The sequence below is a fragment of the Pseudomonas sp. LBUM1660 genome (genome assembly GCF_059695935.1).
The window spans coordinates 2,450,111-2,464,118 of sequence record NZ_CP166795.1 but is presented as its reverse complement, the minus strand read 5'-3'; the positions used below and the strand labels follow the sequence as shown (position 1 = coordinate 2,464,118).

At 58.6% G+C, this 14,008-nt stretch carries 16 protein-coding genes and 1 pseudogene; 9 read left to right on the top strand and 8 right to left on the bottom strand.

Annotation, left to right across the window (positions count from 1 at the left end):
* Nucleotides 1-100 precede the first annotated feature (100 nt).
* Nucleotides 101-1,054 (top strand): alpha/beta hydrolase, encoded by a 954-nt coding sequence (locus ACA068_RS11645; protein WP_497309893.1) that lies wholly within the window; start codon nucleotides 101-103, stop codon nucleotides 1,052-1,054.
* Here the strand turns inward: ACA068_RS11645 and ACA068_RS11640 are convergent.
* From ACA068_RS11640 to ACA068_RS11630, 3 genes are all read right to left on the bottom strand, one after another.
* Complete coding sequence (locus ACA068_RS11640; protein WP_497309891.1) at nucleotides 1,026-2,840, bottom strand: ABC transporter ATP-binding protein; 1,815 nt, start codon at nucleotides 2,838-2,840, stop codon at nucleotides 1,026-1,028. The two genes, ACA068_RS11645 and ACA068_RS11640, sit on opposite strands and share 29 nt — an antisense overlap.
* 189 nt (nucleotides 2,841-3,029) lie before the next feature.
* Complete coding sequence (locus tag ACA068_RS11635; RefSeq protein ID WP_497309889.1) at nucleotides 3,030-3,389, bottom strand: DUF6124 family protein; 360 nt, start codon at nucleotides 3,387-3,389, stop codon at nucleotides 3,030-3,032.
* Nucleotides 3,390-3,790: 401 nt separating this feature from the next.
* Complete coding sequence (locus ACA068_RS11630; RefSeq protein WP_497309887.1) at nucleotides 3,791-4,804, bottom strand: AraC family transcriptional regulator; 1,014 nt, start codon at nucleotides 4,802-4,804, stop codon at nucleotides 3,791-3,793.
* Between the two features lie 165 nt (nucleotides 4,805-4,969).
* On the opposite strand from ACA068_RS11630, the gene ACA068_RS11625 reads away from it, so the two are divergent.
* The 5 genes from ACA068_RS11625 to ACA068_RS11605 all read left to right on the top strand — a co-directional run bounded on the left by ACA068_RS11625 (nucleotide 4,970) and on the right by ACA068_RS11605 (nucleotide 8,310).
* Nucleotides 4,970-5,821, top strand: a complete 852-nt coding sequence (locus tag ACA068_RS11625) for a 3-hydroxybutyryl-CoA dehydrogenase (protein ID WP_497309885.1) — start codon at nucleotides 4,970-4,972, stop codon at nucleotides 5,819-5,821.
* Nucleotides 5,808-6,413, top strand: coding sequence for a TetR/AcrR family transcriptional regulator (locus ACA068_RS11620; protein ID WP_497309883.1), 606 nt, complete (start codon nucleotides 5,808-5,810; stop codon nucleotides 6,411-6,413). Before ACA068_RS11625 ends, ACA068_RS11620 begins: the two co-directional genes overlap by 14 nt.
* Nucleotides 6,414-6,556: 143 nt before the next feature.
* The gene (locus tag ACA068_RS11615; protein WP_497309881.1) at nucleotides 6,557-6,970 is read left to right on the top strand and encodes a VOC family protein; all 414 of its coding nucleotides are present in this window, start codon (nucleotides 6,557-6,559) and stop codon (nucleotides 6,968-6,970) included.
* A 116-nt stretch (nucleotides 6,971-7,086) separates the two neighbouring features.
* Nucleotides 7,087-7,515 (top strand): YajG family lipoprotein, encoded by a 429-nt coding sequence (locus ACA068_RS11610; protein WP_497309879.1) that lies wholly within the window; start codon nucleotides 7,087-7,089, stop codon nucleotides 7,513-7,515.
* Between the two features lie 33 nt (nucleotides 7,516-7,548).
* Entirely contained in the window at nucleotides 7,549-8,310 is a 762-nt protein-coding gene (locus tag ACA068_RS11605) for a bestrophin-like domain (protein WP_497309877.1), read from the top strand.
* Between the two features lie 129 nt (nucleotides 8,311-8,439).
* Here ACA068_RS11605 and ACA068_RS11600 read toward each other — a convergent pair whose 3' ends face one another.
* The 3 genes and pseudogenes from ACA068_RS11600 to ACA068_RS11590 form a co-directional block, all read right to left on the bottom strand.
* Nucleotides 8,440-9,666, bottom strand: coding sequence for an RtcB family protein (locus ACA068_RS11600; protein ID WP_497309875.1), 1,227 nt, complete (start codon nucleotides 9,664-9,666; stop codon nucleotides 8,440-8,442).
* A gap of 52 nt (nucleotides 9,667-9,718) precedes the next feature.
* Nucleotides 9,719-10,465: pseudogene (locus ACA068_RS11595) on the bottom strand (ABC transporter substrate-binding protein); the annotation flags it as partial.
* Between the two features lie 168 nt (nucleotides 10,466-10,633).
* The gene (locus ACA068_RS11590) at nucleotides 10,634-10,849 is read right to left on the bottom strand and encodes a TOBE domain-containing protein (RefSeq protein WP_027921432.1); all 216 of its coding nucleotides are present in this window, start codon (nucleotides 10,847-10,849) and stop codon (nucleotides 10,634-10,636) included.
* A 330-nt stretch (nucleotides 10,850-11,179) separates the two neighbouring features.
* Here ACA068_RS11590 and ACA068_RS11585 point away from each other — a divergent pair, with 330 nt between their 5' ends.
* From ACA068_RS11585 to ACA068_RS11575, 3 genes are all read left to right on the top strand, one after another.
* A complete protein-coding gene (locus tag ACA068_RS11585) occupies nucleotides 11,180-11,383 on the top strand; it encodes a hypothetical protein (RefSeq protein ID WP_497309873.1) in 204 nt (67 codons plus the stop codon).
* Between the two features lie 163 nt (nucleotides 11,384-11,546).
* Nucleotides 11,547-12,254, top strand: coding sequence for a metallophosphoesterase (locus ACA068_RS11580; protein WP_497309872.1), 708 nt, complete (start codon nucleotides 11,547-11,549; stop codon nucleotides 12,252-12,254).
* Between the two features lie 113 nt (nucleotides 12,255-12,367).
* Nucleotides 12,368-12,640, top strand: coding sequence for a hypothetical protein (locus tag ACA068_RS11575; protein WP_497309871.1), 273 nt, complete (start codon nucleotides 12,368-12,370; stop codon nucleotides 12,638-12,640).
* Nucleotides 12,641-12,661: 21 nt separating this feature from the next.
* On the opposite strand, the gene ACA068_RS11570 is transcribed toward ACA068_RS11575, so the two are convergent.
* Nucleotides 12,662-12,868 carry a hypothetical protein gene (locus tag ACA068_RS11570; protein ID WP_497310575.1) on the bottom strand — a complete coding sequence of 69 codons (207 nt, stop codon included), beginning with the start codon at nucleotides 12,866-12,868 and terminating at the stop codon, nucleotides 12,662-12,664.
* A gap of 439 nt (nucleotides 12,869-13,307) precedes the next feature.
* Nucleotides 13,308-13,730 carry an RDD family protein gene (locus ACA068_RS11565; protein ID WP_497309870.1) on the bottom strand — a complete coding sequence of 141 codons (423 nt, stop codon included), beginning with the start codon at nucleotides 13,728-13,730 and terminating at the stop codon, nucleotides 13,308-13,310.
* Between the last annotated feature and the right edge of the window lie 278 nt (nucleotides 13,731-14,008).

Here is a 14,008-nt window from a genome sequence, read left to right as displayed (position 1 = left end):
TGGGAGCGAGCAAGCTGGCTCCCACAGGTCGAAAAGATTCCTGTCCGCACCACGCGTCTGTTAAAAACCGAGCTTAAGTTTTTTTCGGCGAACGACGCAAATGCCCGCTCCCCTTCTCACTCGCCTGCGCCGTCGCTGGCTGCCGCTGCTGTGCATGGCCGCGCTGGTCGTCGGCTTGCCCGTGGGTTGCGGCGTCCTCAAATACAAAGAGCGCGAATTGTTGTTCCGCATCGAGCCGGGCACCGCCGGCTGGTATCGCGGTTTGCCGCAGGACGTTCAGGAGTTCGATATCAAGCCTGCCAGCTTCAAGGCCGGGCAAAACCTGCATGCCTGGTGGTGGCCGGCCGCCCGTCGCGATGCGCCGTCGATCCTGTATTTGCACGGTGTGCGCTGGAACCTGACCGGCCAGGCGTTCCGCATCGAGCAGTTGCGGGCCATGGGTTATTCGGTGCTGGCCATCGACTACCGTGGCTTCGGCCAGAGCAAGGGTGATCTGCCGTCGGAAGCCAGTGTCTACGAAGACGCCCGCGTCGCCTGGGAGCGCTTCAAGGCGATGCAACCGGACGCCAACAAGCGCCTGATCTATGGCCATTCCCTCGGCGGCGCGGTGGCCATCGACCTCGCCGCAGACCTGGCGGCGCAGGCGAAAAAGGACCACAGCGCGATACCGGTGCGCGGTCTGGTGATCGAGTCCACCTTCACCTCGCTGGGCGATGCCGTGGCGCAAGTGGCCGACAGCAACCTGCCGGTGAAATGGTTACCGGTGCGCTGGCTGCTGTCGCAGAAATTCGACTCCATCGACAAGATCGTCGACATCGACATGCCGCTGCTGGTGGTCCATGGCCTGGCCGATCCGCTCATGCCCTCGCGGTTCAGCCAGCAACTATTCAATGCCGCCAACGAACCCAAGCGCCTGCTGTTGATACCCGGCGGTACGCACAACAACAGCATGAGCTTGGGCCGCAGCCAATATCGCCAGGCCCTCGAAAGCTTGATGAAGGCCAAACCAGCGCAAATCGCCGGGCCTAGCGGTAACCCCGGGCTTGCAGGTTGAACAGCTGCGCATAACGCCCGCCCGCCGCCACCAGACTGTCGTGATCGCCGCGCTCGAGGATCGCTCCCTGATCCAGCACGATGATGTGGTCGGCATTGCGCACGCTGGAAAACCGGTGCGAAATCAGCAACGTCATGCGGCCTTCGGTGTGCTCGCTGAAATGCTCGAACACCGCCGCTTCCGCCGCCGGGTCGAGTGCCGAGGTCGGCTCGTCCAGAATCAGGATGTCGGCGTTACGGCGCATGTAAGCGCGAGACAGGGCGATCTTCTGCCACTGCCCGCCGGACAACTCCTGGCCACCGGCAAACCAGCGCCCCAATTGCGTGGCGTAACCTCGATCCAGCCCCTCGATGAACGGCGCGGCCATGCCTTCGGTGGCCGCTTCCTTCCAGCGTTGTTCATCGTTGAACGCCAGCGTATCGCCGACGCCGATGTTCTCGCCGACGGAGAACTGGTAGCGGATGTAATCCTGAAAGATCACGCCGATGCGCCGGCGCAGCGCGTCTTCTTCCCAGGCCTGCAAATCGCTGCCGTCGAGCAGGATACGACCCTGATCGGGCCGATACAGACGGGTCAGCAACTTGATCAGCGTGGTCTTGCCCGATCCGTTCTCCCCCACCAGCGCCATACTGCGCCCTGGCACCAGGTGCAAGTCGATGCCTTCAAGAGCCGCTCGGCTTGCCCCCGGATAACGGAAGCCAACGTTCTCGAATCGTAAACCGTCACCCGGCACCGCCCCCACCGTGAGATGCCCGGCATCGGCCACCACCGGTTCGGCCAGATATTCGTAAAGGCTCGACAGGTACAACCCATCCTCGTAGAGACCGCTGATGGCGCTCAAACTGCTGCTCACCGCCGTCTGCCCCTGCTTGAACAGCACCAGGTACATGGTCATCTGCCCGAGGCTGATTTGGCCGTGGACGGTATCGACCACCACCCACGCATAGGCCAGGTAAAACGCGGCAGTACCGAGCAACCCAAGGACAAATCCCCAGCCATCGCGGCGCAAGGTCAGGCGCCGGTCCTCGGCATAGAGACGGGCAAACGTCTCGCGATAACGCTTCAACAGCAGCGGCGCGAAGCCGAACAGCTTGACCTCTTTGATGTAGCCCTCGTGGGAGAGCAGCGTCTCGATGTAATTCTGCTGCCGACTCTCCGGCGCCCGCCTCGTGAACAGCCTGAACGCATCCCCGGAAAAATGCGCCTCGGCGAAAAACACCGGCAGCGCCCCCACCACCAGCAGCACTAGGGCCCACGGCGAAAAATGCACCAGCAACACGCCGAAGCTGATTAAAACGATCAGGTTCTGGATCAACCCCAACGACTTCATCACCAACGCCAAAGGCCGCGTCGACGCCTCGCGCCGCACCCGCACCAACTTGTCGTAGAACTCGGAATTCTCGAACTGCACCAGCGACAACGTCTGGGCCTTCTCCAGAATCATCGTGTTGACCTTCTGCCCCAACTGCACCCGCAACAAAGACTGCTGAACCGACAACGCCCGCTGCGTCCCGGACAGCAACGCCAGCACGCCAGCCTCGAACAGCACGTAACGCACCACCGGCCACAACGGCGCACTGCCCTGCTGCGCGTGCAATTGCATGGCCAAAACCACTGCGTCGACGATGCGTTGGCCCAACCACGCGGCCAGGGCCGGGAGGACACCGGCGATCAGGGTGGCCAGGACCAGGCCGAGGAACAGCCCGCGAGACGTGCCCCAGACCAGGAGCAAGGCGCGTCGGGCCTGGTCGAGTAGTGAGGTGAAACGGGATAGTGCCGCAGGCATGGATTGGTGAACTCGGCAAAAGAAGGTCGCTGAACACGACAATGTCGTCATGGTACTTCAGCCAGAAACTCCACAGACGAGAAACAACTGTGGCGAGGGAGCTTGCTCCCGCTGGGTCGCGCAGCGGCCCCAAAAAAGGCACTGCTGCACACCCAACATCGGTTACCCACTCACCCCAGCAATCCGCCCCTACTCGGGCAAATCAATCTTATCCAACACCCGGTTCGCCGTGATCTCCGCCATCATGATGCTGTTGGAAATACCCAACAGCGCATAACGCGACTCACCTTCCAAATGATCCACCAACTGGTGAACCATCACATCGACCGAGGCCAGGGTCTCGACCAGATAAACTGCCAGGGTTTCGGCCGTGGCCTCGGGGTCTACGGAAAACAGCGTGCTGCGTGTTCGCGGAGTGGCTTTGATGTCGGCATTCGACGGAAAGTGGAAGTCGAGCGCGCGCTCGGCGGCTTCGTTGAGCTTCTTTGAATCGAGTTCGTAGGGGGAGACCGGATCGGTGTCCGGTGGGTTGGGCGTTACCTTGAACATTGGCTCTAACCTCATCTATGAGTGAGGCTGCAACCTGTTCGCGACTAAACGAAATGGAGGCAGCTGTGCACAGGTTAGTCGACCGATGAGCCAAGAAATCGGCGCGCCCGAAGGCGCCCTGCGCACAGCCACCATCAGGAGCAGGATGGGATACCCGACTGATAGAGACATCGTGCGACTTGACTACAACGGGCGACTAAACCCGACCACTGATGAGCAGTGGCAGGGAAACGATAGAGTCCGGGGTCAAACCGCACAAGCCGGCGGATTCTGGCGCAGCCGTAGGCAACGGCGCAAGGTTTTGTAGCTTTCAGGACGTAACGTTGATGGGTTTTAAACAAGCACCCTTTCATGGTTAAACAGCCGAGTCAGGTCGCTCACAAAATGCCCGCTCAAAACCCTCACTGAGAATCCTGAAACCGTGCCCGATATCGCCCCGGACTCTCCCCCGTCCACTTCTTGAACGCCCGATGAAACGCACTCGGCTCCTGAAACCCCAGCTGTTCAGCAATGTCACTGATACTCGCCCGACTCTCACGCAGCTGCTCAAACGCCACCCCGCGCCGCACTTCGTCCTTGATCTCCTGATACGAGCACCCTTCCCGCTCCAGTTTGCGGCGAAAGGTGCTGGGGCTCAGGTGTTGTTCCAGGGCGAACGCCTGCAAGGTTGGCCATTGGCTGTAATGGCTGTTGCGCAGGCGCTGATGGACTTGCGACGCCAGGCCGTGCTGGTTGCGAAAGCGGATCACCAGCCATTGTGGTGCCGTGCGCAGGAATACTTTCAGTGAGGCCAGGTCCTGGACCACCGGCAGGCGCAGGTAGTGGCTGGCGAATTCGATTTCAGTGCGTTCGGCGCCGAAGGTCAGGTTGGGGCCCCAGAGCAATCGGTCGTCGCTGAGGGAAACACGCTCATGGCGAAAGTCCGCGCGGTCGATGGGAATGCGCCGCCCGCCGAGCCAGCACAGCAGGCTGATCATCAACACCAGGAACGTCTCTTCACCGAAACGGCTTGCGTCTTCGTTTTGCGCGTGGGTGTCCAGGCTGATGATCGCGCGTTTGCCGCGCACGGTCAGCGTGCCGCGAAAGTCGCGCAGGAACAGGGCGAAGTTGGCCAGGCACTGGCGCATGGCTTTGTGCAGGTCGGGTTCCTGGATCAAGCCGCGACAGATCAGCGCGAAGCTACCGGGCGGCATGCCGTGGGAGTCGAGGCGGAAAAATTCATCGTTCATTTCGCGGATCTGAATCAGCCATAGCGCAGCAAACGCGCTGGCCGGCACGCGTGCGGTCGGCTGCTCGATCAATGCCGGGGCGATGCCCGCTTCTTCCAGCGCAGCTCGCGAACGCTGCGGATTGTGCCCTTGCCCATGGATCATTGCCTGCACGAAGTAGGCCGCCACCGAGTCCTTTTCCCGCATTTGAACGCTTCTCTCCCCATCGCCCGAATGGCAAAAAACACCAGCACCGTTGAACAGTTGCGGCATAGAACAACCGCACTGCCGGTTCTAGACTCGCGGCCAATAGTACGCCTTCGGCCGTTGCGGCGGCCAAGGTATCGCGGGGTTTGATCGGAAGGACGGAACATGAATCTGCAAAACATCGGCGTGATCGGCGCGGGCACCATGGGCAACGGCATTGCGCAAGTCTGCGCCTTGTCCGGCTTCAACGTGACCTTGATCGACATCTCCGAGAGCGCGCTGCAAAAGGCCCTGGCCACCGTTGGCAAAAACCTCGACCGGCAGATTGCCAAGGAAACCCTGACCGAATCGCAAAAGCTCGACGCCCTCGCCAGGATCCGCACCAGCACCGACTACAGCAGCCTGCACAACGTGCAGCTGGTGATCGAAGCCGCCACCGAAAACCTCGACTTGAAACTGCGCGTGCTGCAACAGATTGCCGCGCAGGTCAGCGCCGAGTGTGTGATTGCCTCCAACACTTCGTCGCTGTCGATTACGCAACTGGCCGCCAGCGTCAGCCAGCCTGAGCGTTTCATCGGCCTGCACTTCTTCAACCCGGTGCCGGTGATGGGCCTGATCGAAGTGATTCGCGGCCTGCAAACCAGCGACGCGACCCACGCCCTGGCGCTGGCCATGGCCACCACCCTCGGCAAAACCGCGATCACCGCCGGCAACCGCCCGGGCTTCGTGGTTAACCGGATTCTGGTGCCAATGATCAATGAAGCGATTCTGGTATTCCAGGAAGGCCTGGCCAGCGCCGATGACATCGACGCCGGCATGCGCCTGGGCTGCAACCAGCCGATCGGCCCGCTGGCGTTGGCCGACCTGATCGGTCTGGACACCGTGCTGGCGATTCTCGAAGCCTTCTACGACGGCTTCAACGACAGCAAATACCGCCCCGCTCCGCTGCTCAAGGAGATGGTCGCCGCCGGCTACCTGGGACGCAAGACAGGACGTGGCTTCCATGCCTATGCCTGAGCGTTGCTCGCGCTTCGCCGAGTACCGGGACATCGTGCTGGAGTTGTTTGCCAGCAAGGGGTTCGGGCAGGTCGGCATGCGTGAGCTGGCAACGTGCCTGGGGCTGTCCCCGGGCTCGTTGTATCACCATTACCCGAGCAAGCAGCACTTGCTGCTCGACCTGATCGAGGAGTTCTACGAAGAACTGCTGTCGACCCTGGGGCGCATCGATCAAAAGGCCTCGGCGAAACGCGACAAACTGCCCAACCTGATCCGCGCTCACCTGAATCTGCACCGGGAAATGCCTTGGCATTTTCGCCTGGCGGAGCGCGACAGCGGCTGCCTGAACGACGAGCAACAAGCGCGTGTTCAACAATTGCGCGAGCAATACGAGCGCACGCTGCTGAAGATGCTCGGCGCCCCATCCCGCCTCGGCGAACAGGGTTTGATGGCCGCCGGACACGCCATCGCCAACTTGCTCAACAGCGCACCCGGCTGGCTGGCGCAACATCCACTGGATGAAGCGCAGCGCGATGAGCTGCTGGAAAACCTGGTGACCGGCGCCGTCGAGCGCTTGCTGCGCCCGTCGCCTGCCATGCGTGCGGTGGCCTGAGCTTTCAAGCAATAAGCCCCGCCCCTCCCATAAAAAAAACGTCTAAACAAACCCGGCACGAGCCCACGTCTAACGCTTTGCTACTTGGAGTCCATTCATAGACCAATGTGGGCCTCCAGTCCCACGGTTACCGGGAGCAAAAAATGAAAATCAATCCCTACCTCATCTTCAACGGTGACTGCAAAGCCGCCTTCACTTTCTATGAGCAAGCCCTGCAAGGCCAGATCGAAATGATGATGACCTTCGGCGAAAGCCCGGCGCGCGAGCACTTTCCCTCGGACTACCACAACTTGATCATCCATACCCGTCTGGCCGTGGGCGATCAGGCGATCATGGGCTCGGACACCACACCGGATCGCCCCACGGATGACATGAGCGGTTGTTCGGTCTCGCTGAACGTCGACAGCATTGCCGAAGCCGAGCGCGTCTTCGGCGCGTTATCAGAAGACGGCAACGTGCAAATGCCACTGGAAAAAACCTTCTGGGCGGCGCGTTTCGGAATGCTGGTGGATCGGTTCGGTGTGTCGTGGATGGTGAACTGCGAAAAGGATCAGTGACCTTTCAGGTGTAAAAAGCCCGGCCTGAAAGGGATGGGCTTTGTGGAAACTCCCGGACCGTCTGCTACCGTCAACAAGCAACCCCGCCTAGCAGCGACCCTTTGGAGGAAACCACCATGCCTGCTCATGACGCGCTCTGGTCCACCCGTTTGAAACTGTCACTGCTGGCGGCAGGGCTGACCGCCACCCTGTTGGCGCTGAGCGGTTGCGCCACTGTCGATGCGCAGACCACCGCGTATGTGGGCGTCGAGCATCCTGCGCCGACGCTGGCCAGCGAAGTCGTGGTGTTGCGTACTGAACCGCTGCGTCCGCACATTCGATTGGGGGAAGTGCTTATTGATGCGAGCGTCGACCCCGCCCCGCCAATTACCGACGTAGAGCAAAAACTCCGGGAGGAATCTGCCAAACTCGGTGGCGACGCGGTGGTGGTGGTTTATGACCATATTCAGCCGGTGGCCGCCTATGTCAGCGGACCGTTGTGGAGTCGTGACATAGAAACCATTCAGGGCCGAAAACTCAAAGGAATTGTCATCAAATACCAGTAATAACCGCCTCCCAGATGACAATGGAGACTGAACTTGACTGACTTGGTCGTTGCCCTGATCGTGTTCGCTTGCCTGTTCGGCGCCGCCTTACTTGGCTCTTACGTGCGGGAGCGATTGCCCAGTCAACACCTGAGCGATGACTCCATCGCCGTCGTAAAGCTCGCCACCGGCCTGATCGCAACCATGTCGGCGCTAGTTCTGGGTCTGCTCGTCTCGTCCGCCAAAAGTACTTTCGACACGGCCAACGCCGAACTGGAGGGCGCAGCGGCCGAGGTAGTTCAGTTCGATCGGGTGCTGGCCCGCTATGGACCGGACACTCAAGAGATCCGCACTCGTCTTAAGCACAATTACGCTGAAGTCGTGCAAATGCTTGCCTCGCGCAACCGAACTCAATTGGAAAAACTCGACGCCCCCGAAGCGATAGCCCGCTCTGAGGCGCTGCAACGCCAGGTGGAAGCACTCTCTCCCACGACCGACAGCCAGCGTACACTCAAGGCGTCCGCCTTGCAGATCATGGATACTGTGTTCGCTGCACGCTGGCTGACCCTGCTTCAGTCCAATCAATCGATCCCGCCTGTCATGCTGGTTATTCTGACGTCATGGCTGGCGATAATCTTCGGATCATTCGGGTTGTTCTCTCCGCGCAATGGCACGATTGTCGTGGTGTTGCTGTTATGTGCGCTGTCGACCGCTGCGACGATTCTGCTGGTTGAAGAGCTGAATCGACCATTGGATGGGTTTATCAGTGTGTCGCTTGATCCGATGGGGCATACGCTGAATCGACTTGGACAATAAGCAGGTGCGGCGCTGGAAGAGAACCTTCGCACTCGAATCTCGGCCCATAGCCTTGCGCTTTGTCATCGAGGGTCACCTGACGTTCAGTTCAATCGCTGGCTGTTTCATCTTCATTCTTACGCGCAAAACCTAACCCTTCACGCAAACCACCTGGCGCAAGGTGTGCACCACCTCAACCAGTTCGCGCTGGGCGTACATGACGTGGTCGATGTCTTTGTAGGCCATCGGGATTTCATCGATGACGGACGCATCCTTGCGGCACTCGACGTGGGCGGTAGCGCGGATCTGGTCTTCGACGGTAAACAGGTTTTTCGCTTTGGTGCGGCTCATGACGCGACCGGCGCCGTGGCTGCAGGAGCAGAACGATTGCTCGTTGCCGAGCCCGCGAACGATGAAACTTTTCGCCCCTATCGATCCCGGAATGATCCCCAACTCGCCCTTCTGCGCCGACACCGCGCCCTTGCGGGTGACCAGAATCTCCTGACCGAAATGCCGCTCTTTCTGCACATAGTTGTGGTGACAGTTGACCGCTTCCAGTGCGACGTCGAACGGTTTGCTGATCACTTTGCGTGTCGCCTGAATCACCGCGTGCATCATCAGCGCGCGGTTCTGTCTGGCGAAATCCTGGGCCCAACCGACGGCTTCGACGTAATCATCAAAATGCCGGCTACCTTCCTCGAAGTAGGCCAGGTCGCGGTCCGGCAGATTGGCGATGTGCTGGCGCATGTCGGCCTGAGCCAGTTGGATAAACAGGTTGCCAATGGCATTGCCGACCCCGCGTGAACCGCTGTGCAGCATGAACCAGACCCGGTTGGTTTCATCCAGGCACACCTCAATGAAGTGGTTACCACTGCCCAGCGTACCCAGGTGCCCGCGATTGTTGGTGCTGGCGAGTTTCGGGTATTTGTCGGTGATCGCCTTGAACCGTGGGTCCAGCCCAGCCCAGGCCTGATCGGCCTGCTTGGGGACGCTGTCCCAGGCACCTTTGTCCCGCACTCCACGACCAACGGTGCGGCCATGGGGCACCGCTTTTTCGATTGCGCAGCGCAATCCATGCAGATTGTCCGGCAAATCAGCGGCGGTCAGAGACGTGCGCGTGGCGATCATGCCGCAGCCAATGTCCACGCCGACAGCGGCGGGAATGATCGCGCCCACCGTCGGAATCACACTGCCGATGGTCGAGCCCTTGCCCAGGTGCACGTCGGGCATCACCGCCAGGTGTTTGAAGATGAACGGCATCTTCGCGGTGTTGATCAATTGCTGCCTGGCTTCGTTTTCTACCGGGACGCCTTCGGTCCAGAGTTTGATCGGTTTGCCGTGGGCGACTTCCAGCAGTTGGTAGCTCTGCTTTTGCATGATGTCCGGTCTTTTCTCAACTGCCTGCACCGCCATGTGCTTCCTCAAAAAATTAATCTTTCCAGCTGTCTGCCTTGTTTTTCAGCACGCCCAGTTGCTGGAGTTTCTCGGCGCAGATAAAGGTGCGTTGTGGTACTACGGTAAAGTCGATTTCGGGGTCTGCGACAATTTTCTCTACCCACGGCAAGGATAGTTTCGATTGCTCCACGCGGATATAGGTCTGCGCAGCGGCGGGCTTGTCGGCCTTGATGATTTGCTCGGCCTCGGCCAGCGCCGCGTAAAACGCTTTGTAGGTTTTCGGGTTCTCGTCGTGGAATTTCTCGCTGATGTACAGCACGTTGAACGTGGCCTGACCACCCAATACGTCGTAGGAACTCAGCACCTTGTGTACGTTGGGGCTTTGCAATTCCTGGTACTGAAACGGCGGGCTGGAAAAATGTGAGTTGATCTCCGAGCCGCCGGCAATCAGCGCTGACGTCGCATCCGGGCGGGCGAGGCTGATCGAGATGTCGTCAAACTTTTTGTAGTGTTCAGCGCCGAACTGCTTGGCCGTCTCGATCTGCAACGTGCGTGACTGGAAACCTACCCCCGCCGCCGGCACCGCGATGCGATCTTTTTCAGTGAAGTCTTTGAGGCTCTTCACGTTTGGATTATTGGTCAGCAGGTAATTGGGCATCGACCCGAGCGATGCGATGGCCTTGACGTTCTGCTTGCCCTTGGTCCGGTCCCAGATGGTCAGCATGGGCGGCACGCCGGCCGACACCACATCCAGCGCGCCGGCCAGCAGCGCCTCGTTCAGAAGTCAAAACACAGAACCTGTAGGCGCGAGGCTTGCCCGCGAAGAACGATGACGCGTAACACCTGAAAAACCTCGGTGCATTCTTCGCGGGCAAGCCTCGCTCCTACAGGATTTTCGTCGTTACCGGCATTAGCCGAGGCCACAGATGTTGGATTTCGAACGGGTTCTTCAGAGCTTGGCGATCGACACCTCGGTGGATTTGACGAAGGCAATCACTTCGCTGCCCACTTTCAATTCAAGGTCGCGCACCGAGCGGGTGGTAATCACCGAGGTAACAATGCCGGACGCAGTTTGCACGTCGATTTCGGACACCACTTCGCCCTGTACGATTTCCTTGATGACGCCTTTGAACTGGTTGCGGACGTTGATCGCTTTGATGGTCATGTTGAGGCTTCCTGTCTGGTATCGGACACATCCGCATGGATGCGCAGGCCTTCAAAGTGCACCAGCCAAACAAACTACAAAAGGAATATATAATTATCTATTTATATCCATATGGAATATATAGCGCGTGGCGTCGTGTATTTGCGCGTCTATGTCTGGAGCAACCAATAACTCCGTGACAACCATTCGTCGCCTATGAAATCCGGCGCACAAAAGGCGGCCCTGTCTGGCTTAGCGATTGCACAAGCCGGTCTTGTAGCCCCAGAACGACGTAATTCTGACGCGGCAGCAATCTAATCAACGCTTGGTCAGTCCCCCCGGAGATGTAACGTGTCAACTCTCAATGAAATCGCAGCGAACCACGCGAGAAAAATGGCTATGGCAAAGGCAGAAGAGTCGACTGGACTGAGTGAGCGACACCTTCAAATCGTCGGTAGTGTCGAAATTCGCACCCCTGATGAACAACCACACCTTCCACTGCACTTCATCACCGTGGCGCAGGACAACCACCTCGCCCAAGTGGCCGGCTACTAACACTGCCCCTGACGATAAAAACCCGGCGCAATGCCGGGTTTCCTTTAATTCCTTGTCATCAACCCGAAGTCCTATCGCTAAAGCCTTGCCCGCGATTTGCGCCGACGCGGCCTAAACTCAACTGAACACGAACTCGCCGGCGATTGGCGGATGAGGCACTGCCATGTTCGAAATCTCAGAGGTGACGCGGGTGAAGCACTTCGCCGCAAACACGGTTGGCCGAGATTACGCAGTCGGCGACGTACACGGTCACTTCACTCGGTTGCAGGCTGCTCTGGATGCAGCCAGATTCAACTCCAAGGTCGATCGCCTGTTCAGCGTTGGCGATCTGATTGACCGCGGCCCCGAATGCCGCGCCGCGCTCGATTGGCTGGACAAGCCGTGGTTCCACGCAGTGTGCGGCAACCATGACGACTACGTGGTTCACTTCGATAGCTGTGACGTTGATAGCTGGATCTTCAACGGCGGCTTATGGTTTACGGGCCTGTCGCTGTCTGAGCAGAAACAGTTCGCCACGAAGTTTGCCGAGTTGCCTATCGCAATTGAAGTCGAAACAGCACAAGGCCTTATTGGGATCGTGCATGCCGACTGTCCGTTTCCATCATGGGGGCAGTTGGTCGGTGAATTGAAATCGCCAGAGAGCAGCCCGCGCCTGATGCAGGTGCGGAACCGTTGCATGTGGTCACGAAGCCGGCTCGAGCAGAGGGAGATGCAGGGCGTTGAGGGATTGCGTGCGCTGATTGTCGGGCATACGCCCATTCGTAAGCCCGTCAGGCTTGGCAATGTGATGCATATCGACACGGCTGGCTGGAGGCCGGATACGGGCTATTTCACACTTTTGGATCTCGATACGCTGGAAGCCGCGGCTTGACGTTTTTTTGTCAATTCAAGTGTCCCTCCCTTGTACCGCTCGTCTTGGCATCAGCACCTTCATCCTCCGCGCTCTTCAAATGCATACATCCACTCGCACGGTAGGCGCAAACCATGAATAGCAAAATTGCCGCTCTTACACTCGCAAGCCTCCTGTCGGTCTGCTCGCTTTACACGCTCGCGGCCGAGAAGGTCACGGAGGACGCCACTATTCCACCAAGTGCTCTTCCGGGGCTTAACCAGGGGGGTGAGTCCAACAAGGAAAAGGCCGACAAAAAGGGTGAGGAAGCTGCGGGGTCCAATTCTGGTGCGGAGTCGGAGGAGATCGAAAAAGATGCGGCTAGCTCGAGTGGCTCGGGCGATGAGAAAACAAAGCCGGAGCAGTAAGCGGTGAGCCCCTAGTCCGTATTAGTGGAGCGTCGCAACCCTGCGACTTTCGCCAATCCTGATTCGGTCCAGTGCCCGGTTTAGCGAATCCAAGGCATCGAGGAGGGCTTTCGCCTCAACTTCCCGGCCTTCACCCCAAAGGCGTTCTGCCATTTTGTTCAGGGCCTGGATGGAGCGCTCGATTTCAGCAGCAGTCGCTGCTTTGTTTTCCGGCTGTTTCTTCAACATTGAGTAACCCTTCTGCAGGGCAGTGCTTGCTTCAATTGCCAGCTCAAGCGAATCGGTCACGGGAATACATTGATCTGATCCGTTGAGCCTATAACGCCAGCCACGGTTGTCTTTCCGCTCTGGTGCAGCTTATCGCGATCATACGCTGGTAGAGGGCTATGGCCCGCGAAGGCTCCCGAGACTGGAACAGTGACGAAACCCCCATCGTATCGCCAGAGCCCAGCAACTCGAAAAGATACATGTTGCTGAGGTTCTTGCATTGCTCCAGGCGGTCAGCTTCGGTCGTGGGCATTGGCACCGCATCGACCTGCTTCTCAAATTCAGTCTTTTCCTTTGGGGCACTGCTACAACCAAAGAGAAACGTCGCCAGCAAGAGACTCGCAATGTGAGGTATGCATATCTTCAATTCCATTTGAGTCCGGCGCCGATGCATTAATCTTTATTTGGACCGAATAACGATCGTCGATGCGAGCATGTCACCCAATCGTTTCCGCGAGCCAAAAAAAATGAATATCCAGTCAAAAATACTCAGGAAAGGCGTCGTGATGTTTCGCATGAAAGATTGATAGAGATTACAACTGAGGTAGCTGCGCTCATCAATCACTGACATGCCCAACAACTTTTTGCCAAGGCTTTGGCCGTTCGGCATTGCATCGGAAAACAGGTAATACGCCACGCCCGAGCCGAGAGCGAGCGCGCCGACCACAGTAGACGGCAAGCCAACAAAATCGGCGGATCGCCCTATGACGAAAAAGAGAAATACAGTGATTATCGAGTCAATCATTTGCCCACCCCATCGACGCCCCAGACCGGCGAGGTTTTTCGGCTTCTGATACTCGCCTTGGGTATTGCTTACTTCCATGCGCTGGCACTCCGTGGGTATGTGAATCAGAGAATATCGGCGCCGCCCAAAAATTATTTAGCGCACCCGACCGAAGCACTGAACCCTTGGGCCAAAGTTGGGTATCAGCAACCGATTCGCGTGGACCGGTGCTGACAATTTTGAAGAGGAAGCAGTGTGAGTTAGCAGCGGATTTGGCACCGACCAGGACCTTGCAAGAGATTCCGAGCTGACCGCTAGAAGCCGCGGCCGACGGATCTTTCGAGGGTTCAGCGGCACTCAATCGGTGCCAACTACCT